Genomic DNA, 21,064 nt, shown 5'->3' with positions numbered 1-21,064 from the left:
CTCATTAAAGAGCCATCAAGGATTTAAGTGTATTTATTTCTTCTTTTTCTTTACACTTTCTTTTGGTGGAGAGTACTCACAAAGGCCTTCAATGATACAGCTTCCGCAACGAGGTTTACGGGCAATGCAGGTATAACGGCCATGTAAGATCAACCAGTGGTGAACATCGACTTTAAATTCCTTTGGAACCACTTTAAGTAGCTTTTCTTCTACCTGATCAACATTCTTACCCATTGCAAATTTTGTACGGTTACAAACACGGAAAATATGGGTATCGACGGCAATTGTAGGCCAGCCAAATGCAGTATTTAGTACAACGTTAGCGGTTTTACGTCCAACACCAGGCAGCGCTTCAAGCGCTTCACGGTTTTCAGGGATTTCGCCGTGATGCTTATCTAATAAAATACGGCACGTTTTAATCACGTTTTCTGCTTTTGAATTAAATAGGCCAATTGTTTTTATGTATTCTTTTACGCCATCAACACCTAAGTCGTAAATTGCTTGAGGTGTATTAGCGACAGGGTAGAGTTTGTCGGTCGCTTTGTTCACACTAACATCGGTCGCTTGTGCTGAAAGTAATACCGCAATCAGTAATTCAAAAGGGGTGCTCCAGTTAAGCTCGGTTTCTGGATGCGGGTTTTCTGCGCGTAAACGTTCAAGAATTTGGACGCGTTTTTGATTATTCATTTTTTATTCCAAATAAGGCTTATTGCAATATTAGTAGGGAGTAACAGGGTGAGCGCCTGTTGTGCAATTAAGCGTTTTACTTTTCCATTATTTTGTCGCGATATGGATTAAAAAGAAACCCAATAAGCACCACACTTATTGGGTTTTTTATTTAGTCTACGGAAGTGACGCGAGCACGTTCAACCGTTGGTTTTGATTCTTCTTTTGGCTGTTTCTGTTGGCGGCGTTTATCAATCACATTCTTGGCTGCAATCATCAAACCGACACCAATGAAGGCACCCGGCGGTAACATTGCAAGCAGGAACCCAGAATCAAAGTGGAACACCTGAATTCGTAGTACCGATGCCCAACTACCTAATAGGCGGTCAGCACCGTCAAACAATGTACCTTTACTTAATAATTCACGCATTGCGCCAAGAATGAATAGCGCTGATGTCATGCCTAAGCCCATCCATAAACCATCGAGTACTGCTGGTAATGGTTCATTTTTAGAGGCAAAGGCTTCAGCACGACCAATGATGATACAGTTCGTCACGATCAGAGCGATAAAGATACCTAATGATTTATACAGACCAAAGGTAAACGCATTCATCAACAACTGCACGCAGGTTACGAGTGAGGCAATGATCATCACAAATACCGGAATACGGATTTCAGACGGTACCCAATGACGAATTAAAGACACAATGAGGTTCGAGCCCATCAGCACCAAGGTGGTTGCTAAACCTAGACCGAGGGCATTGGTCACTGTTGATGAAACGGCGAGTAAAGGACAAAGACCAAGCAGCTGAACAACTGCTGGGTTGTTTGACCACAGGCCATTTGTCATCAATTCTTTATTGGTTGTCATATCACTCACCTGCACAATTTAGTGGTTGGTTGATGATTTTATTCTGGTTTTGATCCCAGTATAACGAAATATTTTTCACTGCTTTAACCACAGCACGTGGGGTAATCGTAGCACCAGTAAATTGATCAAACTCACCGCCATCTTTACGCACTTTAAAGGCAGGATCGTTATCGCCGTTTACATGCTTACCATTAAAGCTGTAAATCCAGTTACTGACCGTGGTTTCAATTTTATCACCTAATCCCGGTGTTTCGTTTTGTTGTAATACACGAACACCAGTGATCACGCCCTTCATATTAAGACCAACGATAATTTTAATTGCACCGCTATAGCCATCAGGTGCGATACCTTCAATCGCAATACCAACAGGTTTACCGTCTTTGCGTGCAATATATGCAGGCATCTCATCGGTAGTACCTAGACGCTTATGATCTTTGACCATAGTACAGCTTTTATAAAGCAAGTTATCGTGGCTTGTCGCCGGGATCACTTGATTTAGCGTATCTAATAGCTGAAGTCGTTGCTGCTCTGCAATACGATCTTCAGTTAAGTAGTTGGTTAGGGCTACTAGTGCTGTCGCTAAACACGCGAAGATTGCGAGAATAGCACCGTTTTTTTTCATTGCATTAAACATGGCTGCTCTCTTAATTAGTGCCCGTAGGTACGAGGACGAGTGTAGTAATCAATTAATGGTACGCATAAGTTACCCAGTAAAACGGCAAATGCCACACCATCAGGGAAGCCACCCCAAGTACGGATCAAGTAAATCATGACACCGATAAAGGCACCAAAAATAAGACGCCCTTTGACTGTTGTCGATGCCGTTACAGGATCGGTAGCAATGAAGAAAGCACCTAACATAGTTGCACCTGAGAAGAGGTGGAACAGTGGTGAACCTGTTGTATCAGGATGCACAATGTAAACAAGGCTGCTGATCACAAACAATGACGTTAGCATTGCAACTGGGATATGCCACTGAATTACACGTAGCTTTAATAGAATTAAGCCACCCAGCAAAAAGCCCATGTTTACCCATTCCCAACCAATACCCGCAATCGCACCATAAACAGGTTTTGCCATCGTCTCAGCAGTGGTAAAGCCAGTATGTAAGGACGTTTTTAAAGTGTCTAATGGGGTCGCCATGGTGTAACCATCAACTGACATTTTTAGTTGAGGTACACTAAAACCATCTTGGGTAAAGCCAGTAAAAATAGCAGAAATGCTATCCATTAAATGCACAGGTTGTGCGCTCAATGAGGCTGGTGGTAACCATGTTGTCATTTGTACTGGGAATGAAATCAGCAGTACAACGTAAGCAATCATTGCTGGGTTAAAGAGGTTTTGACCGATACCGCCATAAAGATGTTTTGCAATAACGATCGCAAAGAACACACCAATAACAGTTAGCCACCAAGGGGCTAGTGGTGGAATAGACAAACCAATTAAAACACCAGTTAGCAGCGCAGTGTTATCACGCAAGTAAGGCGCAATTGGACGTTTACGCAGCTTTAAAACAAGTGCTTCAAAAATGATTGCTGAAATGGATGCTAGCAAGATCTGGATCAGAGTACCGAAACCAAAGAAGTAGCATTGAGCAATAACGCCAAAAACTGAGCATAAAATAACGGTGCGCATAATAGCGCTGGTGCTACGGCGGTTATGGTCATGGGGTGAACTGGCAATGTTAAACGCCACGATTAATCTTCCTCAATGTTTTGTTGTTCTTTAGCGGCCTGTTGTGCAGCTTTTCTGGCCTTTGCACGTGCAACGACAGCAGCGACAGCGGCTTTCTTCGGATCGACTGCTTCTGTTTCAGCGGTAGGTTCAGGTGTTACTGATTGTTTTTCAGCTTGTTGTGCCGCTTTTCTTGCTTTAGCACGAGCAACGGCTGCAGCGACAGCGGCTTTTTTCGGATCGACTGCTTCAGTTTCAGCAACTGGTTCAGGTGTCGTTTCTGATTGCGCTTCGGCCTGTTGTGCCGCTTTTCTTGCTTTAGCACGTGCAACGGCAGCAGCGACAGCGGCTTTCTTCGGATCGACTTCTTCAGTTTCAGCGGCAGGCTCAGATGTTGATTTTGATTGTGCTTCGGCCTGTTGTGCCGCTTTTCTAGCTTTAGCACGTGCAACGGCAGCAGCGACAGCGGCTTTTTTCGGATCGATAGCTTCAGTTTCAGCGGCAGGTTCAGATGTCGTTTCTGATTGCGCTTGAGCTTGTTGTGCTGCTTTTTTAGCTTTAGCACGAGCAACAGCAGCGGCGACAGCGGCTTTCTTCGGATCGACTGCTTCAGTTTCAGCAGCAGGTTCAGGTGTTACTTCTGATTGCGCTTGAGCTTGTTGTGCTGCTTTTCTTGCTTTAGCACGAGCTACAGCAGCAGCGACAGCGGCTTTCTTTGGGTCTGCTTCTGAAGTTTCCACAGAAGTGCCAGAATTTGACTCTGATTGGGCTTGTTGCGCTTCTTTTTTAGCTTTCGCACGGGCGACAGCTGCAGCAATCGCGGCTTTCTTGGGATCAACCTCTGCATTTTCAACAACCGAGTCAGCAACAGGCACTTTTTGCTCACTAGCTTGTTGTGCCTTTTTCGCTTTAGCTCGGGCAATAGCCGCAGCGACAGCATCTTTTTTGCTGTCATTGCTTGAAGCGGAAGCTGTGGATTCACTGGCTTCTTTCTCAGCCTTGCGCTCACGAGCTTGGCGTTTACGTTCTTCTCGTAATTTCGCCATTTCACTGTTATCTGGCAGAGTTTCTGATGTTGCACCTTGTGCAGAAGCGGCTTGTTTGGCTTTAGCTGCGGCAATCGCTGCAGCAACGGCTGGTTTCACTTCAGGTTTTTCGCTTTGAGCTGCGGCTTGTTTTGCTTTTACACGTGCAATCGCAGCTGCAACGGCATCATCACCACCCGTTTTCGCCATTTCTTCACGGCGAGTTTCAGCGGCTTTTTTGAAGCGGTTTTCACGTTCTGCTTTATCACGATCCATACGTGCTTGTTTAGCTTCAAAGCGTTGACGAGCACGTTCGGCATTGATTTCATCTTGGCTACGAGCCCAAATTTCGGCTTTTGCCTGACGATAGTATTGCACTAGTGGAATTTCACTTGGGCAGACATAAGCACAAGCACCACATTCAATGCAGTCTTGCAGGTTGTATTCTTCGCACTTTTCGTAGTTCTGATCTTTGGCGTACCACTGAAGTTGTTGTGGTAGTAATGATGATGGGCAAACATCAGCACAAGCCGAACAGCGAATACATGCCATCTCATAGGTATGAAGAGGCAATTCTTTGCGTTTCGGTGCAAGAATACAGTTGGTCATTTTGGTGATAGGCACATTGGAATGGGGCAGGGTAAATCCCATTAATGAGCCACCAATAATCACACGAGGATGTTTTTTATCGGCTTTGTAACCGAATTTATCCAATAGATAAGCAATTGGTGTCCCAAGCATGGCAAAAACGTTACCACGCTCTTTGAATGCTTCACCAGTAAGTGTTACTACACGCTCAATAAGAGGCTCACCATCAATGATTGCGCGCTTGATAGCGAATGCAGTACCGACGTTTTGCATGATCACGCCAACCGAGGTTGAGCGAGACTGACTTGGTACTTCACGACCGGTTAAGATTTTTACAAGTTGCTTAGAGCTACCGGATGGGTATTTGGTTGGTACAACACGGATCAGAATGTTGTCGTCTTCTTTTACGTGTTGTTCTAGTGCTTGAATCGCTTCCGGTTTGTTGTCTTCAATGCCGATGATAGTTAATTTCGGTGAAATGATATGGCGAAGAATACGCACACCTTCAATCACTTCTTCTGCGTAATCGCGCATTAAGCGATCATCGGCAGTGATGTAAGGCTCACACTCAGCGGCGTTGATAATTAAAATATCGACGTTACCTAAACCACCTTGAAGTTTACGAGCAGTAGGAAAGCCTGCACCACCAAGGCCTGCAATACCATTTAAGCGAATTGCATCAATTAATTCGGCAGGATCGCGATCTTCATAGTCTGCGTATGTGGTTTTATCGCACCATGTATCTTGTTGATCTGGGGCGATCACAATACATAAGTCGCTTAAACCTGATGGGTGAGCAGTAGTACGCTGTTCAATCGCAGTGATCGTGCCTGATGTTGGTGCGTGTACAGGAACACACATGGCAATATCGCCTTGTGTTAAAGGTTGACCTTTTTGTACGTTGTCACCAACTGCAACGATAATGTCGCCTTTTGAACCGATATGTTGTTTTAGCGGTAAAACAAGTTCTTGTGGGATGCCAGCATTAACGATAGGTGATTTATTGGATAAATCTTTATTTTCGGCTGGGTGGATACCACCGTGGAAATCCCACAATTTACCTTGTTTAATTTGTTCAATGATAGATAGCATGACTACGACTCTACCTTTTCTGTGTTCGGTGTTGCACTGACATTAACGACAGGAATGCGGTTAAGTTGCCATTTCCAGTTATCAGGAGTCTCTTCTACTGGGATCATCTCTATACAGTCAGTAGGGCAGGGAGAGACGCAAAGATCACAACCTGTACATTCATCTTTGATAACGGTGTGCATGGATTTAGTGCCACCGACAATTGCATCGACAGGACATGCTTGAATACATTTAGTACAACCAATACACATGTCTTCGTGAATGAAGGCGACTTTCTTTACGCTTTTCTCTGCATCGGGAGCAGAATCTGGAACATCAACCCCCATTAAGTCAGCTAGCTTTTCAATTGTAACTTGACCACCCGGAGGGCACTTGTTGATCACATCACCATTGGCTATCGCTTCAGCATAAGGACGACAACCAGGGTATCCACATTGGTCACATTGCGTTTGTGGCAGGATGGCATCGATTTGCTCAACGATAGGATCGGCTTCCACTTTAAACTTAACGGAAGCAAAACCTAAAATAATACCGAAGATGGCAGCAAGAACAGCAACGGCAATGACTGCGATAAGGATCCCGCTCATTACAATTTCACCAATCCAGTAAAGCCCATAAATGCAAGCGACATTAAGCCTGCGGTGATCATTGCAATTGATGCACCTTTAAATGGTTCTGGCACGTCTGCAGCAGCAATGCGTTCACGCATAGAGGCAAATAAAACAAGCACAAGCGAGAAACCCACTGCTGCACCAAAGCCGTAAATCACAGATTCGATGAAGTTATGGCGTTCATTGATATTGAGTAAGGCAACACCAAGCACCGCACAGTTTGTGGTGATCAGTGGTAGGAAAATACCTAATAAACGATAAAGCGTTGGGCTTGTTTTATGTACGACCATTTCAGTGAATTGCACCACAACGGCAATAACTAAAATAAAGCTAAGTGTGCGTAAGTACTGAATCCCAAGCGGATCCAAGATGTAAGTTTCAACAAGGTAGGCACACACAGAAGCAAGCGTTAACACAAAGGTTGTCGCTAAGCCCATTCCGATAGCAGTTTCTAACTTTTTAGATACGCCCATAAAAGGACATAAGCCTAAAAATTTAACCAGTACAAAGTTGTTAACTAACACTGTACCGATGAGTAGTAGGAGGTATTCAGTCATACTGGCTTCATTATTGTTGCAAGAGATCCCGACATTATCTGATTTTGTCGCCGTTATAACAACTCCTGTAGTGTAGGGTTTTAGCGATAATTGCTTTTTTCGTAAACTTCGCAGGTGAAATATAAGTTTTAATTATATTTATTATCTTAATATCACGTTTTTGTTCAGATGTTACCCATTTTACTGTTACCTGTTTGATCTTGGTGTGTTTCGATCTTGTATTGATGTTGTTTTTATACGGTGTGTTTTTATAAGTTATTGAGTTGATTGTTTATGGGTAGAGTTAAGATTTCGGAAAATGTGATTGATTAGCTTGTAAACGAAGCCTAAACCTCGTTTTATATCTGGGCACTGCTGAGCATCATTTTGATGTAGGCCTAACCGAATAAAATAGGATGTAGATGATGGATATTTTATTGCTGAGTAATGGCAAAATCGCTGGTAACACTCATGTTATGGAATTTGCAGGCGATGTAATTGTTGAACAAGTAAAGCGTACAGGCGCAAAGCATTTTCTTGTTATTCCATATGCAGTCATTCGCTCTAGTCATGATGATCGTGTTGCCATGATACAAGCAACGTTTGATCGTTTAGGTCTTGATTGTGTTGCGACGGGTATCCATCAAGCTGCTGATCCTGTAAAAGCCATTGAACAAGCTGAAGGTATTATTGTAAGTGGCGGTAACACTTGGGTGTTAAATAAGAAATTACATGATTTAGGTTTAGTTGGACCATTACGCAAAGCGGTATTGGCAAAAGGCGTTCCTTATATTGGTTGGAGTGCTGGTACTAACATCGCATGTCCAACAATTCGAACTACGAATGACATGCCGATTGTAACCAGTGCGGTATTGACCTCATTGAACTTTGTGCCGTTCCAAATTAATCCACACTATTTAGAAGCATCGGTTGAAGGTCATATGGGAGAAACCCGTGATGAGCGTATTCAAGAGTTCCTTGAAGTAAACCAGCATGAACCTGTTATGGGAATTCCAGAAGGCACATGGCTACAGCTTCTTGATGGGCAATTGAGCTACCACACAGCGAATGGTAAGCCATTAAAACTATTCCGTTATGGTGAAGAGCCTGTCTATTTTGAAGCAGAGCAAGATATCCAGTTTATGATGGAAATCAGCTGTTAATTACTAAGTTAGCGCTATTTTTGAAAAGTCAGCATCATGCTGGCTTTTTTGTTAGCGAGGATCTAGAAACGAAACTACGTTTAATCACAAATCATTCATATAAGCACTATCGCTCATATAAAATAATTCTTGATTTTTACAATCCTAGTAAACACGTGATGTTAGGCTAGTTATCCACAAAAACTGTGGATAAGTGTGTTGATTTTACCTTATAAACTCACTATCTAATGACATTGGGGTATGAATCAAGATTCAATGGATTCATAAAATACCGAATAAAAGTGCACTAATTTCAACAACTATTATTGAGTTAAATAATATCAATAGAGTTTGTTGATTATAGAAAGGTATAAAATGCTACCAAAACGAGGCTGTGTTTAATTTTTAAGCGAGAATGGGATAAGCTGTGGATGTAAATATTTACGATTGCATGTTTTTATTGGGTTAAAAAAATGAAATCTATATGTTTCAAGGAGGAGATGCATAATACGTTGATCAACTTTATCGGTCAATTGATCTCAGGCAGATTTTCATAAGAATTTCGTTCTTTGGATAATAATTTCATAAAAAGAGATAAAAAAAGTCTGATTTTTTTTAACATCTAGCTAATAGGTGAATTTAGTCATAGTGAAGTAATAGTATTAATTGTCTTATTTATCATCGTACTATCGTTATTTATACAGTGTTTTTATTCGTGAAATTCTGAATTTCAGAATGATATATAACTCTGGTGTATTTATCTCTTATTTATATTCACGTGGTGACTTTTACCTCCTCAATTCTTCGCATTATCATGCAGCCAACATTAAGTTCCTGGATTCGAGTCAGGTCTTTAAACTTATTCATTAAGATAAGGGGACTTAATGCTCTACACGTCAAATTTAGCTTAACGTCATGCGTAAAGTTCAAGTTAGCTAGTAACAATGTAATATTGTTTTCGCTTCAATATTAGTTAGTTAAGACCCAAAGGGGGCTATTAACCTAATGTGTTAATAGTTGTGGTCTCTATATAGTGAGTGATGTTTGGTGTTCAAACTCGCTATGTGGTTAAACTAATATTGAAGCTATTTTTTTATCTGTCATTTAGCTTCTTTAACTATCACTTCTGTTGTTGACATTACAAAGCGTCTATCCACAATGTAAACAGTTATTTATTGTTGGATATGAATTATGAGCGACCTTTTTTCTCTCGCTTCTGAATATTCTCCCTCCGGTGATCAACCGACAGCGATTGAACAGCTGGTAGATGGACTTGATTCAGGGCTTGCACATCAAACATTACTTGGGGTTACGGGCTCGGGTAAAACATTCACTGTGGCTAATGTTATCGCTCAAGCTAATCGGCCAACATTAATCCTTGCTCCAAATAAAACCTTGGCTGCGCAATTGTATGGTGAGATGAAAGAATTCTTTCCTAATAATGCGGTTGAGTATTTCGTATCTTATTACGATTACTACCAACCTGAAGCGTACGTACCTACTACTGATACCTTTATCGAAAAAGATGCTTCGGTGAATGCGCATATTGAGCAAATGCGACTGTCTGCGACTAAAGCACTAATGGAGCGTCGTGACGTTATTATTATTGCCTCAGTATCAGCTATCTATGGTTTAGGTGATCCTGATTCTTACCTTAAAATGATGCTGCATGTTCGTCGTGGTGATTTTTTAGATCAGCGAGATATTCTGCGTCGCTTGGCTGAGTTGCAATACACACGTAATGATGTGGCGTTTGAGCGGGGTACATTCCGTGTTCGTGGTGAAGTGATTGATATTTTCCCCGCAGAATCTGAAAAAGAAGCGATTCGTTTAGAGCTTTTTGATGATGAGGTGGAATGTATATCTTCTTTTGATCCGTTAACAGGCAGTGTGATCCAACGAGATCTACCTAGAACAACCATTTATCCTAAAACCCACTACGTGACACCTCGTGAAAAAATTCTAGAGGCAATAGAAGGGATCAAAAAAGAGCTTATTGTTCGTAAAGAGCAGTTTATTTCTAATAATAAATTGGTCGAAGAGCAGCGTATTAGCCAGCGAACTCAGTTTGATATTGAGATGATGAACGAGCTGGGCTTCTGTTCTGGTATCGAAAACTATTCACGTTATCTCAGTGGTCGAGCTGAGGGTGAGCCGCCACCAACTTTATTTGATTACTTACCTGCTGATGGTTTACTGATCATTGATGAATCCCACGTTACTGTTTCACAAATCGGTGCTATGTACCGTGGTGACCGTTCACGTAAAGAAAATTTAGTGGAATATGGCTTTCGTTTGCCATCAGCGCTCGATAACCGACCTATGAAATTTGAAGAGTTTGAGTCTTTAGCACCTCAAACTATTTACGTTTCAGCAACGCCTGGTAATTATGAGCTTGAGAAATCGAGTAATGATATTGCAGAGCAGGTTGTCCGTCCTACAGGTTTGCTTGATCCTGAAATTGAAGTACGTCCTGTAGCAACCCAGGTTGATGATTTGCTCTCTGAAATTCATATTAGAGAGGCAAAAAATGAACGTGTGTTAGTGACAACTTTAACCAAACGTATGGCTGAGGATTTAACGGAATATCTTACAGAACATGGTGTGAAAGTTCGTTATCTGCACTCTGATATCGATACAGTTGAACGGGTTGAGATCATACGTGATTTGCGTTTAGGTGAGTTTGACGTGTTAGTGGGCATTAACTTGTTACGAGAAGGCTTAGATATGCCAGAAGTCTCGTTAGTAGCGATTTTAGATGCTGATAAAGAAGGTTTCTTACGTTCTGAACGCTCTTTGATCCAGACTATTGGTCGTGCCGCTCGAAATATTGAAGGTAAAGCAATTCTCTATGGGGATCGCATTACGGGTTCAATGGAGCGTGCAATCAATGAAACTCAGCGTCGTCGTGAGAAACAAACGGAATATAACCTTAAACACGGTATTACACCTCAAAAACTGAACAAGAAAATCGGTGATATTCTGGAGTTGGGCGGTACTAACCCTCGCGCTAAATCACGCAATAGAGCGGCAGATCTTCATAAAGTCGCTGAAACGAAAGGCACTTATTCAACATTGACACCTCAGCAGTTAGAGTCACAAATTCAAGCGTTAGAAAAGCAAATGTATGATTTTGCACAGAATCTTGAATTTGAACAAGCCGCTGAAACTCGAGATAAGATCCAAAAGTTAAGAGAGCAATTTATCGCAAATAGCTAACTTCCTTTCTTTGTTGATTCTCACTTTGCTGCCTAGAGTGAGAATTTTGGCAAAAAAAAAGCCAACCGAGAAATGAGTTTCGGTTGGCGTCATTGTTTTAGTGAAAAAATCCACAAACAACGTCAGTTGGCTAGGTTGACTCTAAATTTTAGAGTCATGTCATATAAAGCAGATAGCGTGCCAACTTTAATTTCTTTCATTTTTTTTCTAATTCCTTATTTTTACTGTATTTGAGTAGCATTTTTTTGTTTGCGCTACTGCACAATAAAAGACTATTTTTCGCAAAATGCGAATCAATTTGCAATTCAATATGCGATTATAGAAAAAAGAGAAATCTATCCCCCATAATTTTTTCTATTGATTACAATTAGTTTAAGGGGCTTATTTTGGGAGGAGCAATGGAAAGCAGAGCACAGCAACGCCAAGTCTTAATGGTTGAAGATACAGCGTCAGTTGCTGCCTTGTACAAATCTTACTTAAATCCCCTTGGGCTTAATGTAAGCATCGTGGGTACAGGTAAAGAAGCACTGAGCTTTATTCAAGATATTATTCCGGATTTAATTTTATTAGATCTGCGTTTACCTGATATGACCGGCATGGAGGTACTTGAGCGAGTAAGAAAAGATCACGGTAATATTCCTGTTGTGATCATGACCGCCCACGGTTCAATCGATATAGCCGTGGAAGCGATTCGATATGGCGCGCAGGATTTCTTAATTAAACCTTGTGAAGCCGATCGGCTGCGTATCACTGTAAATAAAGTCCTTAAAGCAGAAAATAAATCTCACGCGAGTAACCAGTCTAAACAATCTGAAGGCGCTCAATATCAAGGTTTTATTGGTAACAGTTTACCCATGCAGGCGGTTTACCGTGTTATTGAATCCGCTGCATCAAGTAAGGCGACAGTCTTTATTACGGGGGAAAGTGGTACAGGTAAAGAAGTCTGTGCAGAAGCGATCCATGCTGCGAGCCCTCGTCACGATAAGCCTTTTATCGCACTTAACTGTGCGGCAATACCTAAAGATCTGATTGAAAGTGAGTTATTCGGTCATGTTAAAGGGGCATTTACCGGTGCATCGACTGAACGACAAGGTGCGGTTGAGATGGCACACAATGGTACCTTGATGCTCGATGAACTGTGTGAAATGGATCTTGATCTGCAAAGTAAGCTACTGCGATTCATCCAAACAGGTACTTATCAAAAAGTAGGTTCATCAAAAGTAAGTAACGTTGATGTCCGTTTTGTTTGTGCAACGAATCGTAACCCTTGGGAAGAAGTACAAGAAGGGCGTTTTCGTGAAGATTTATACTATCGTCTTCATGTCATTCCTATCTCACTGCCACCATTAAGAGAACGTGGTGGAGATATTATCGAAATTGCTCACGCGTTATTGGGATTAATGTCGTTAGAAGAGGGGAAAAGTTTTAGTCGTTTCTCTGAGCCTGTTCTACGACTATTTGAGTCTTATTCTTGGCCGGGTAATGTCCGTGAACTACAAAATGTAATACGCAATATTGTGGTTTTAAACACTGGCGATGAAGTGAAACTTGAAATGGTACCTCCGCCAATCAATGCAATTAACGGCGTAGAACTTGCATCTCATTCTAGAGCAATTCCTGATAAAGAACGCGAAAAAAGCGTTGCTGATGCATCCATCTATTCACATGATCATCAGAAAAATAAAATAGAGCCGCTCTGGGTAGTGGAAAAAAGAGCGATACAGTGGGCAATTGACGCTTGTGATGGCAATATTCCAAGAGCTGCGGGTTTATTAGAAGTTAGCCCGTCAACGATTTATCGCAAATTACAGTCTTGGCAAGAAAACAACGCCAGTGGTAGGGAGATGGATTAAATGGCAACAACGATAAATTCTGAAACGATAAAGCGCCTTGCAGATGAAGTCGGTGAAGATACCGTATCTTTATTACTGAACGTGTTTAGCGATGAGCTAGAGCAATACTCAAAACAGTTATCTAACCATCCTTCTGTTGATCAGATTGGTGAGATCAGCCACGCAATCAAAAGTAGTGCTGCCAGTTTTGGTGCTGATGATTTAGCGTTAATGGCACAAGAATGTGAGTATCGTGTTAAGCAAGGTCAAGATGATTGGATGATTGACCATTTGTCTGAATTTAGACAAATGGTCGAAGGTATGGTTGTTGAGTATAAGCAATTAGCGGGAAGCAATGAGCTTATCAATCGCATGCTTTAATTTATCTCGATCATGTCGCCATTCATGATTATTGGACGCAAGATCTTCGATTTGTAGGTTAAACCTCTGCGCTAATTCAGGTTGAGGTTTATCTGTTATAATAGTATCAATTTTGCGTCCATTCATTGCACGCTCACACCAGTGCAACATGGTTTCAAGTGACATTTTACCTGCAGGTCCATGCTCTTTATCAAGGTTAGTGATAAAGGCAATTTGCGCATTACAATTCTTCAGCGCTAATCCCAAATCACGTAATAGTAAAACGGGCATCACACTGGTTAAGAAACTACCAGGCCCTAATAAGATTAGGTCGGCATCATTGATCGCTTCAATGGCTTCTTTGGTTGCCGGAACTGCTGGTTCTAAAAATAAACGTTTAGGGATCTCTTGTAACTCATCAACGCTCGTTTCACCGCTAATGATTTCACCGTTATGAGTAAAAGCAGCAAGATCAGAAGGATGCTCAGACATGGGTATGATCTGAGTCTCTACATTAAGCATATCGCGGATCAAGTTGATTGCTTCTAGTGGTCGAATGCACAGGTTATCTAACGCCGTTAGCATTAAATTACCGAGGTTATGACCATCTAACTCTCCATTACCTTTAAAACGGTATTCGAAGATCATTGAGCCGACAGAGGGTTCTGTAATTAACTGGTTAATACAGTTACGCATATCTCCCCAAGCGATACCGCCTTGGCACGCTCGAATACGCCCTGTTGATCCACCGTTATCAGTTGTCGTTACAATTCCCGTTACTTGTGAACCGTAATTGGAAAGAGAAGAGAGGATACGACCAAGTCCGTGTCCTCCTCCAATAGCAACAATTTTCTTATCAGATTTATCTGCTTTAAGCATAAAGTTGGCTTTTATTATATTTTTGATGAGCAGTCAGATTATCAAAGAATGTCTGTTGTTGCATTTGTTGCTGTGTAAATTATACGTAATATCACATAAATGCTTTTAGTGACTGGTTTTGATCATACTCATCAAATAATCGTATGTATTTAAACAGGTTGGCTTATTTAATAATTTTTGTTTATCAACGGCAGGTAGAGGCAATATTTCTAACCAACGCTGACATAACCAACTTAAATTATCGAAGTCTTTGCGCTTATATAATTCATCGAGATCTGGGAACTTCTCGAACATCTTTTTCAGACGTGTTGCTAACAGACGTTGTTCATTATTAATCGTGATCGCTTTCCAGCGAGGTAAAGGCGTCGTTTTTCCCCAGAACACACCGTCTGTTGTTTGCTCTATGGATTGAATTTTGAAATTGTCCTGTCCCGACACAGTAAGCTTTAGCAATCGAGTATTGGGATCTTGATCAAAATCATCAATAGTGACGCGGGTACCAATATGAAAAAGGTGTTGTGCTTCTTTCTTATCGCTGTACATACAAATACCTAAACCGCTTTTTGAAGTCAGCGCAGTCTTTAGTGTAGGTACTTGATCTACAGTTGAAATATAGATTTGCATTCGACCAGAAGGAAGTACATGACGTTTTTGGAAAAGCAAAGGAAGCATCTCGGCCATAATGAACTCCATCATTAGATTTGCAATGTCTAGTTTTACATACAATGCAATTCTGGTGCCGACTAACATTTTATACCTTTAAAATGTTTTTCTTTAAAACAGTGAGATAAGAGCAAAATTAGATATGTTTTAAGCGGATGAATGCAAATTGTACTCTGTCGCATTGTAGTTAGTAGCAATTTGCAAATCATGATTTGAAAAACGCAATGGTATTCCTTATTTCTGACGCTCAATGATTGATAATGCAATATCCGTTGGCAGTAACTCTAAGTGACCTAATTCATCGAAATACCAACCTTTAATGATCCCTTTGTTACGCATATCGATAAAACCATTAACGACCTGTTGAGCAGCAGTTTGTGCTGAAGCTGCATCAATGCCATCTTCACGCTGCAGATAGAGTGCAATATCTTCGATTGAAGCTGATTCCATAATATTTGCCATAATAACCCTCACTTTTATTGGTAAATTAGCGGTTAAATTATTAACTAGTATTGTCGTGATCCGGCTCGAAAGGTAGAATACAGTCGGATTTTTTCTGTAATTTGTGAAATACGGAAAATGTCCGATAATTTATTATTAACAAATGCTGTTGTGTAATATTCTCTCAAGGATTGATTTGCTTTGCATAACTGCCATAACTCCGAGCATTTATCACTAAGTTGCTAAGTGGTATTGGACGATTATATATACGTTCAAAAGTTGATAGGTGATTAATGCCAGTGACGATTTGTCACCAGGGTTGGTTTAGAAATGAATTGGCCTCCCGTATTTGGAAAGGTGTTCCGTGGCGAAACAATTAGAAGATAGTTTCCATCGTAAGTTTTACTACTTGCGACTTTCTGTTACAGACGTCTGTAACTTCAAATGTACCTATTGCCTGCCTGATGGCTATCATCCCACAGAGAAGAAGAACCTTCTTTTTTGAGCTTGGATGAGATCTATCGGGTCGCGTCAGCGTTCGCTGAATGTGGCACTAATAAGATCCGTATTACCGGTGGTGAGCCAAGCTTACGCCGTGATTTTACAGATATTATTAAGACGGTTGCTGATATTCCTGGGATCAACAAAGTTGCTACGACAACCAATGGTTATCGTATGGCTAAGCATGTCCATGAGTGGCGCGAAGCTGGCTTAACCAATATTAATGTGAGTGTTGATAGCTTAGATCCTAAAATGTTCTACCAGATCACTGGTGAAAACATGTTCCATCAAGTGATGGAAGGGATTGATGCGGCGTTTGATGCAGGTTTTGAGCAGGTAAAAATCAACACGGTACTCCTCAAAGATCTTAATTCCCAAGAACTACCTAAATTCCTTGAATGGATTAAAACTCGTCCGATTCAAATGCGTTTTATTGAATTAATGCAAACGGGCGAAATGGATAGTTTATTCCAAAATCACCACCAGTCAGGTGTGAGCATTCGTAATCATTTGATCGCCAATGGTTGGTTACTGAAAGTAAAAGGTAGCAACGATGGCCCAGCACAAGTTTTCTGCCACCCCGATTATATGGGCGAAATTGGCTTGATCATGCCTTACGAAAAGAATTTCTGCCAAAGTTGTAACCGTTTACGTGTTTCAGCTAAAGGTAAGCTACACCTTTGTTTATTTGGTGAGCAAGGTGTTAATTTGCGTGATTTACTTGCTCGTGATGATCAAAAAAATGAGTTGATCGCACGTATTCAAGCAGGGCTCAATGAAAAAGCAGTGAGTCACTTCTTGGATGAAGGTAAAACAGGTATGACACCGAATTTAGCTTCTATTGGTGGTTAACACCTCTTTCTTTTCCCTATTTTAGTCAGCATGGTAAGTCATGTTACTGCCGTGCTGTGTTTATCGCTTCGTTGAGGAACGATTACATAATGAATCAATTTACACATATTAATGCATCTGGCGAAGCCAATATGGTGGACGTGTCAGCTAAAGCAGAAACCGTTCGTGAAGCACGTGCTGAAGCATTTGTTCACATGGCACCAGAAACATTAGATCTTATTGTTTCTGGTCAACACCATAAAGGTGACGTGTTCGCGACAGCACGCATTGCGGGTATTCAAGCGGCGAAAAAAACATGGGATTTGATCCCACTGTGTCACCCGTTACTGCTGTCAAAAGTTGAAGTACAGTTAGAAGCGATCCCTGCGGAAAACAAAGTACGCATTGAGTCTTGCTGTAAGCTTGCGGGTAAAACTGGTGTTGAAATGGAAGCGCTAACAGCGGCTTCTGTTGCTGCTTTGACTATTTACGATATGTGTAAAGCGGTACAAAAAGACATGGTAATTAGCCAAGTTCGTCTGTTAGAAAAAACAGGCGGTAAATCAGGTCACTTTAAGGTAGAAGCATGATCAAAGTTCTCTTTTTTGCACAAGTGAAAGAGCTTGTTGGTACTGATAGTCTTGAAGTTGACGCTGTTTTTGCAACTGCAGATGCACTGCGTAGTGAGTTAGCAACTCGTGGCGATAAGTGGCAGTTAGCATTAGAGTCTGGCAAGTTATTAGTTGCTGTTAATCAAACGATTTGTTCGTTAGATACGCCATTGACTGATGGTGATGAAGTGGCATTCTTCCCACCAGTGACTGGAGGCTGATCTATGATCTCTGTTCAGTTTGACGATTTCTCCGTTGCGGATGAATACGCAAAACTTTCTGAAGGTACTGAAGCAGGCGCGGTGGTTACTTTCATTGGTAAAGTACGTGATTTTAACCAAGGTGATGCGGTAACAGGATTATCGTTAGAGCATTATCCTGGTATGACGGAAAAGTCATTGCAGGAAATTGTTGATCAAGCAAACCAACGTTGGCCGTTACTCAAAACCCGAGTGATCCACCGTGTTGGCGATTTAGCGTTAGGCGATCAGATTGTTTTTGTTGGCGTAACCAGTGCTCACCGTGGTGCTGCTTTTGAAGCGTGTGAATTCATTATGGATTACTTAAAAACACGTGCGCCGTTCTGGAAGAAAGAACAAACGCCAGAGCAAAGTCGCTGGGTAGATGCCCGTGAAACAGATACTTCTGCTGCTGATCGTTGGTCAAAATAGTAGAAATTGAATATCAAAAAAGGAGCCTAATGGCTCCTTTTTTGTATCAATTAAACAGCAGAGATAAAGGATATTTTGTTATTTGGTTTGTTCGTTTTTCTTGTTCTTATCGCGTGATGTCATTATTGACGGAACATAGTTATGACGGAAACGTGATGGGCTGCGTGGGGTAGTAAAACCTACTGGTCTCATATAGATACTCTTCAAATGCTGTGTAAAGTTGTTCTTTATAAATCACTAAATAAAGCATAATCACTTTATTGTATATAGTTTAGCCTCTTTTTTATCTGGTTGATATGTTACAGATAGGATAAATCTGTCGTTATAATGAGAATATCTATAAAAAAATTGTTAATCGTTTTTGGTTATTTAGAACGCGGTAAAAACCAGATTTATCCGTGATTAAAGAGGCAAAGTCGTTAGTTGTGTGCCATATTTTAATTGCGGTTAGTAATTAAAAACGTTGCTGGTATAGGCTAAGCAGAATAAGTGGTAATTGAGGTCTACTGGCACAGAGTTTGACAGCGGAGGGTTCAATGAAACACAGACGCGTTTCGAATAAGAAGATGAAGCAAATTATGGCAGACATCGGTATGACCGATAAGCCAGAAGACGATGATTCACAACTATTGCTCGAACAAAGAGAGCAATCAGTTAACGAAGATAAGCAAATTATTAAATTAGATAGCGAAAATAAGTAGCAAACGCAGTTCACACCATCGCAACAAAGCATCGACTAAGTCGGTGCTTTTTTTATTAATGAAATAAAAATGTAAATAAAATGTTGTTATTTGGTTTTAGGTGGGTGGTTTTTTGAACTGTTTATGTGATCTTGTGTGAATAAAATATCTAGCTAATTAGTGCTGTGTTGGTTATTTGTAGTGTTATTTTCTGTAAATATAGATTTTACTAAGATTAAAATTTGGCACGTATCTTGTTGTTAGTGTTTATAACTTACTCCTACCTGTTTTATCAGCATAAAGTCACTTTTAAATGTTAAAATATGGTAAATTTATTTATATTCTGATAACGTTTTGAATAATTCTTCGGTTTGATTGGTTGCTTTTAGGATAAAAAACAGCCAGTGCAGTCATCCTTATGACCAAACGAAGAACGTCATGGACGTAATAATCAGATGTATTGGAGTAATGCATGTATAAGAATAAAATCACCCAAGCACTCATGATGAGTCTGGGTTTTGCTGTTGCCGCCACTTCTTTCTCTTCTTTTGCGGCGCAGGTTCCTGCAGATACAAAACTGGCTGATAAACAAGAGTTAGTGCGTGGTAATGGTACTGAGCCTGAATCTCTTGATCCGCAAAAAGTCTCTGGTGTTCCAGAATCAAACGTTATTCGTGATTTGCTTGAAGGGTTAGTGAACCAAGATAGCAAAGGTAACCTAGTTCCTGGTGCAGCGAAGTCTTGGGAAACCGAAGATTATAAAACATGGACATTCCATATTCGTGATGATGCGAAATGGTCAAATGGCGATCCTGTAACAGCTGAAGATTTTGTTTACACTTGGCGTCGTTTGGCTGATCCAAAAACGGCATCGCCATATGCGTCATACATTCAAATGACCACAATGGCGAATGCTGAAGACATTATCGCCGGTAAAAAAGCACCAGAAACACTCGGTGTTGAAGCAGTCGACAGTAAAACGCTGAAAGTAACGCTAGATAAGCCAGTTTCTTACTTTGCTTCAATGCTTGTTCACACTTCAATGAAACCTGTTAACCAGAAAGTGGTTGAGAAGTTTGGTGATGAGTGGACAAAAGTGGGTAACTACGTTTCTAACGGTGCTTACAAATTAGATACTTGGGTTGTGAACGAGCGTATTGTTCTAGCGCGTAATGAAAATTACTGGGACAACAAAAATACCGTTATTAACCAAGTCACTTTCCTACCTATTGAAAACCAAGTGGCTGCAATGAACCGCTTCTTAGCGGGTGAGCTTGATATGACTTATGAGATGCCAAATGAGCACTTCAAACGTCTACAAAAAGAATACCCACAAGATGTAAAAGTAACCCCTTACCTGTGTTCGTACTACTACGAATTCAATATGACACGTAAGCCGTTTGATGATGCAAACGTGCGTAAAGCACTATCATACGCTATTGATCGTGACGTATTGGCGAAATTCATTGTAGGTAAAGGCGAGACGCCAGCTTACAACTTCACACCGCTTGCAACGAACGGTTTGGATGTTGAAATGCCTGAGTACTCGAAGCTTGATCAGAAACAACGTTTAGCAAAAGCAAAAGAGTTGTTGAAAGCGGCGGGTTACGATCAAAACAATCCACTTAAATTTAACCTGCTATACAACACATCTGAAAACCACAAGAAGATTGCTGTGGCGATTTCTTCAATGTGGAAAAAAGGCTTGGGTGTAACAGCAGTACTTGAAAACCAAGAGTGGAAGAGCTACCTAGATGCAAAACGTCAGGGTAACTTTGATATCTCGCGCGCTGGTTGGTGTGGTGACTACAACGAAGCATCGACATTCTTAGCAATCATGCGTAGCGATCACTCACAAAACTACCCTAAATACTCAAGCGCAGCGTACGACAAAGCGATTGATGATGCGGTACTAGCGAAAACTGATGCAGAACGTGCAGCAGATTATAAAGATGCAGAAGCGAAGCTGGCAGAAGATATGCCTATCATGCCTATCTACCACTACGTGAATGCACGTTTAGTGAACCCGCAGTTGGGTGGTTACCCAATGGAAAACCCAGAAGATAATATCTACTCGAAAGATATGTACTTCATCGCGAAGTAATTCGCATTAAATAAAAATAATAATACGCAGCCTTCGGGATAGAAGGCTGCTTTTTGCACTCACAGCA

Annotated in this window: 19 protein-coding genes, 1 pseudogene and 1 riboswitch; of the genes and pseudogenes, 10 read left to right on the top strand and 10 right to left on the bottom strand. The window is 41.0% G+C overall.

The genetic code is table 11. From position 1 onward, the window contains the following. Window positions 1-33 precede the first annotated feature (33 nt). The 7 genes from nth to rsxA all read right to left on the bottom strand — a co-directional run bounded on the left by nth (window position 34) and on the right by rsxA (window position 7,084). Window positions 34-687, bottom strand: a complete 654-nt coding sequence (gene nth, locus Q7674_RS17290) for an endonuclease III (protein WP_045062737.1) — start codon at window positions 685-687, stop codon at window positions 34-36. A 151-nt stretch (window positions 688-838) separates the two neighbouring features. Further along, entirely contained in the window at window positions 839-1,537 is a 699-nt protein-coding gene (locus tag Q7674_RS17285) for an electron transport complex subunit E (RefSeq protein WP_008987557.1), read from the bottom strand. Between the two features lies 1 nt (window position 1,538). Further along, entirely contained in the window at window positions 1,539-2,171 is a 633-nt protein-coding gene (gene rsxG, locus Q7674_RS17280) for an electron transport complex subunit RsxG (RefSeq protein WP_023931644.1), read from the bottom strand. Between the two features lie 14 nt (window positions 2,172-2,185). Beyond that, complete coding sequence (rsxD, locus tag Q7674_RS17275; RefSeq protein WP_008987555.1) at window positions 2,186-3,232, bottom strand: electron transport complex subunit RsxD; 1,047 nt, start codon at window positions 3,230-3,232, stop codon at window positions 2,186-2,188. A 2-nt stretch (window positions 3,233-3,234) separates the two neighbouring features. Then, window positions 3,235-5,916, bottom strand: coding sequence for an electron transport complex subunit RsxC (gene rsxC, locus Q7674_RS17270; protein WP_305422940.1), 2,682 nt, complete (start codon window positions 5,914-5,916; stop codon window positions 3,235-3,237). Window positions 5,917-5,918: 2 nt separating this feature from the next. After that, entirely contained in the window at window positions 5,919-6,503 is a 585-nt protein-coding gene (rsxB, locus tag Q7674_RS17265) for an electron transport complex subunit RsxB (RefSeq protein ID WP_305422939.1), read from the bottom strand. Then, window positions 6,503-7,084, bottom strand: a complete 582-nt coding sequence (rsxA, locus tag Q7674_RS17260) for an electron transport complex subunit RsxA (protein ID WP_008987552.1) — start codon at window positions 7,082-7,084, stop codon at window positions 6,503-6,505. The genes rsxB and rsxA overlap by 1 nt, the downstream gene beginning before the upstream one ends. 404 nt (window positions 7,085-7,488) lie before the next feature. On the opposite strand from rsxA, the gene pepE reads away from it, so the two are divergent. The 4 genes from pepE (at window position 7,489) to Q7674_RS17240 (ending at window position 13,637) form a co-directional block, all read left to right on the top strand. After that, complete coding sequence (gene pepE, locus Q7674_RS17255; protein ID WP_045062741.1) at window positions 7,489-8,226, top strand: dipeptidase PepE; 738 nt, start codon at window positions 7,489-7,491, stop codon at window positions 8,224-8,226. A gap of 1,170 nt (window positions 8,227-9,396) precedes the next feature. Then, window positions 9,397-11,424 (top strand): excinuclease ABC subunit UvrB, encoded by a 2,028-nt coding sequence (gene uvrB / locus Q7674_RS17250; protein WP_045062742.1) that lies wholly within the window; start codon window positions 9,397-9,399, stop codon window positions 11,422-11,424. A gap of 398 nt (window positions 11,425-11,822) precedes the next feature. Then, entirely contained in the window at window positions 11,823-13,277 is a 1,455-nt protein-coding gene (gene luxO, locus Q7674_RS17245; RefSeq protein WP_042116998.1) for a quorum-sensing sigma-54 dependent transcriptional regulator LuxO, read from the top strand. Further along, window positions 13,278-13,637 (top strand): Hpt domain-containing protein, encoded by a 360-nt coding sequence (locus tag Q7674_RS17240; RefSeq protein WP_008987548.1) that lies wholly within the window; start codon window positions 13,278-13,280, stop codon window positions 13,635-13,637. It begins immediately after the preceding gene. Here the strand turns inward: Q7674_RS17240 and yvcK are convergent. From yvcK to Q7674_RS17225, 3 genes are all read right to left on the bottom strand, one after another. Then, on the bottom strand, window positions 13,599-14,495 hold the full coding sequence (gene yvcK / locus Q7674_RS17235; protein WP_008987547.1) for a uridine diphosphate-N-acetylglucosamine-binding protein YvcK: 897 nt from the start codon (window positions 14,493-14,495) through the stop codon (window positions 13,599-13,601). The genes Q7674_RS17240 and yvcK overlap by 39 nt on opposite strands. Before the next feature lie 105 nt (window positions 14,496-14,600). Further along, window positions 14,601-15,176: an LON peptidase substrate-binding domain-containing protein gene (locus tag Q7674_RS17230; RefSeq protein WP_023931655.1), complete on the bottom strand. Its 576-nt coding sequence runs from the start codon at window positions 15,174-15,176 to the stop codon at window positions 14,601-14,603. A gap of 216 nt (window positions 15,177-15,392) precedes the next feature. Further along, window positions 15,393-15,608, bottom strand: coding sequence for a hypothetical protein (locus tag Q7674_RS17225; RefSeq protein WP_223295614.1), 216 nt, complete (start codon window positions 15,606-15,608; stop codon window positions 15,393-15,395). Window positions 15,609-15,805: 197 nt separating this feature from the next. Next, window positions 15,806-15,975, top strand: a riboswitch (molybdenum cofactor riboswitch). On the opposite strand from Q7674_RS17225, the pseudogene moaA reads away from it, so the two are divergent. From moaA to Q7674_RS17195, 6 genes and pseudogenes are all read left to right on the top strand, one after another. After that, window positions 15,964-16,952 (top strand): annotated as a pseudogene (gene moaA, locus Q7674_RS17220) (GTP 3',8-cyclase MoaA). (Overlaps the previous riboswitch by 12 nt.) Before the next feature lie 89 nt (window positions 16,953-17,041). Continuing rightward, window positions 17,042-17,521: a cyclic pyranopterin monophosphate synthase MoaC gene (gene moaC / locus Q7674_RS17215; protein ID WP_008987543.1), complete on the top strand. Its 480-nt coding sequence runs from the start codon at window positions 17,042-17,044 to the stop codon at window positions 17,519-17,521. After that, complete coding sequence (gene moaD, locus Q7674_RS17210) at window positions 17,518-17,763, top strand: molybdopterin synthase sulfur carrier subunit (RefSeq protein ID WP_008987542.1); 246 nt, start codon at window positions 17,518-17,520, stop codon at window positions 17,761-17,763. The genes moaC and moaD overlap by 4 nt, the downstream gene beginning before the upstream one ends. Window positions 17,764-17,766: 3 nt before the next feature. After that, the gene (moaE, locus tag Q7674_RS17205) at window positions 17,767-18,213 is read left to right on the top strand and encodes a molybdopterin synthase catalytic subunit MoaE (RefSeq protein WP_008987541.1); all 447 of its coding nucleotides are present in this window, start codon (window positions 17,767-17,769) and stop codon (window positions 18,211-18,213) included. A 536-nt stretch (window positions 18,214-18,749) separates the two neighbouring features. Beyond that, on the top strand, window positions 18,750-18,914 hold the full coding sequence (locus tag Q7674_RS17200; RefSeq protein WP_167335095.1) for a hypothetical protein: 165 nt from the start codon (window positions 18,750-18,752) through the stop codon (window positions 18,912-18,914). Between the two features lie 451 nt (window positions 18,915-19,365). Beyond that, window positions 19,366-20,997: an ABC transporter substrate-binding protein gene (locus tag Q7674_RS17195; RefSeq protein WP_045062746.1), complete on the top strand. Its 1,632-nt coding sequence runs from the start codon at window positions 19,366-19,368 to the stop codon at window positions 20,995-20,997. Window positions 20,998-21,064 lie beyond the last annotated feature (67 nt).

Origin of the sequence: Photobacterium leiognathi (genome assembly GCF_030685535.1) — a bacterium.
Taxonomy (GTDB): domain Bacteria; phylum Pseudomonadota; class Gammaproteobacteria; order Enterobacterales; family Vibrionaceae; genus Photobacterium; species Photobacterium leiognathi.
Note: the sequence above shows the minus strand (reverse complement) of the source record. Positions and strands in the feature narration are given on the sequence as shown.

Excerpts from the sequence above, each read along its gene's own strand:
- luxO (WP_042116998.1), top strand. The coding sequence starts at position 11,823 with ATGGAAAGCAGAGCACAGCAACGCCAAGTCTTAATGGTTGAAGATACA.
- Q7674_RS17225 (WP_223295614.1), bottom strand. The coding sequence starts at position 15,608 with ATGGAATCAGCTTCAATCGAAGATATTGCACTCTATCTGCAGCGTGAA.
- pepE (WP_045062741.1), top strand. The coding sequence starts at position 7,489 with ATGGATATTTTATTGCTGAGTAATGGCAAAATCGCTGGTAACACTCAT.
- Q7674_RS17240 (WP_008987548.1), top strand. The coding sequence starts at position 13,278 with ATGGCAACAACGATAAATTCTGAAACGATAAAGCGCCTTGCAGATGAA.
- rsxB (WP_305422939.1), bottom strand. The coding sequence starts at position 6,503 with ATGAGCGGGATCCTTATCGCAGTCATTGCCGTTGCTGTTCTTGCTGCC.
- yvcK (WP_008987547.1), bottom strand. The coding sequence starts at position 14,495 with ATGCTTAAAGCAGATAAATCTGATAAGAAAATTGTTGCTATTGGAGGA.
- uvrB (WP_045062742.1), top strand. The coding sequence starts at position 9,397 with ATGAGCGACCTTTTTTCTCTCGCTTCTGAATATTCTCCCTCCGGTGAT.
- Q7674_RS17285 (WP_008987557.1), bottom strand. The coding sequence starts at position 1,537 with ATGACAACCAATAAAGAATTGATGACAAATGGCCTGTGGTCAAACAAC.
- rsxG (WP_023931644.1), bottom strand. The coding sequence starts at position 2,171 with ATGTTTAATGCAATGAAAAAAAACGGTGCTATTCTCGCAATCTTCGCG.
- moaD (WP_008987542.1), top strand. The coding sequence starts at position 17,518 with ATGATCAAAGTTCTCTTTTTTGCACAAGTGAAAGAGCTTGTTGGTACT.
- Q7674_RS17230 (WP_023931655.1), bottom strand. The coding sequence starts at position 15,176 with ATGGCCGAGATGCTTCCTTTGCTTTTCCAAAAACGTCATGTACTTCCT.
- rsxA (WP_008987552.1), bottom strand. The coding sequence starts at position 7,084 with ATGACTGAATACCTCCTACTACTCATCGGTACAGTGTTAGTTAACAAC.
- rsxC (WP_305422940.1), bottom strand. The coding sequence starts at position 5,916 with ATGCTATCTATCATTGAACAAATTAAACAAGGTAAATTGTGGGATTTC.
- Q7674_RS17195 (WP_045062746.1), top strand. The coding sequence starts at position 19,366 with ATGTATAAGAATAAAATCACCCAAGCACTCATGATGAGTCTGGGTTTT.
- Q7674_RS17200 (WP_167335095.1), top strand. The coding sequence starts at position 18,750 with ATGAAACACAGACGCGTTTCGAATAAGAAGATGAAGCAAATTATGGCA.
- moaC (WP_008987543.1), top strand. The coding sequence starts at position 17,042 with ATGAATCAATTTACACATATTAATGCATCTGGCGAAGCCAATATGGTG.
- nth (WP_045062737.1), bottom strand. The coding sequence starts at position 687 with ATGAATAATCAAAAACGCGTCCAAATTCTTGAACGTTTACGCGCAGAA.
- moaE (WP_008987541.1), top strand. The coding sequence starts at position 17,767 with ATGATCTCTGTTCAGTTTGACGATTTCTCCGTTGCGGATGAATACGCA.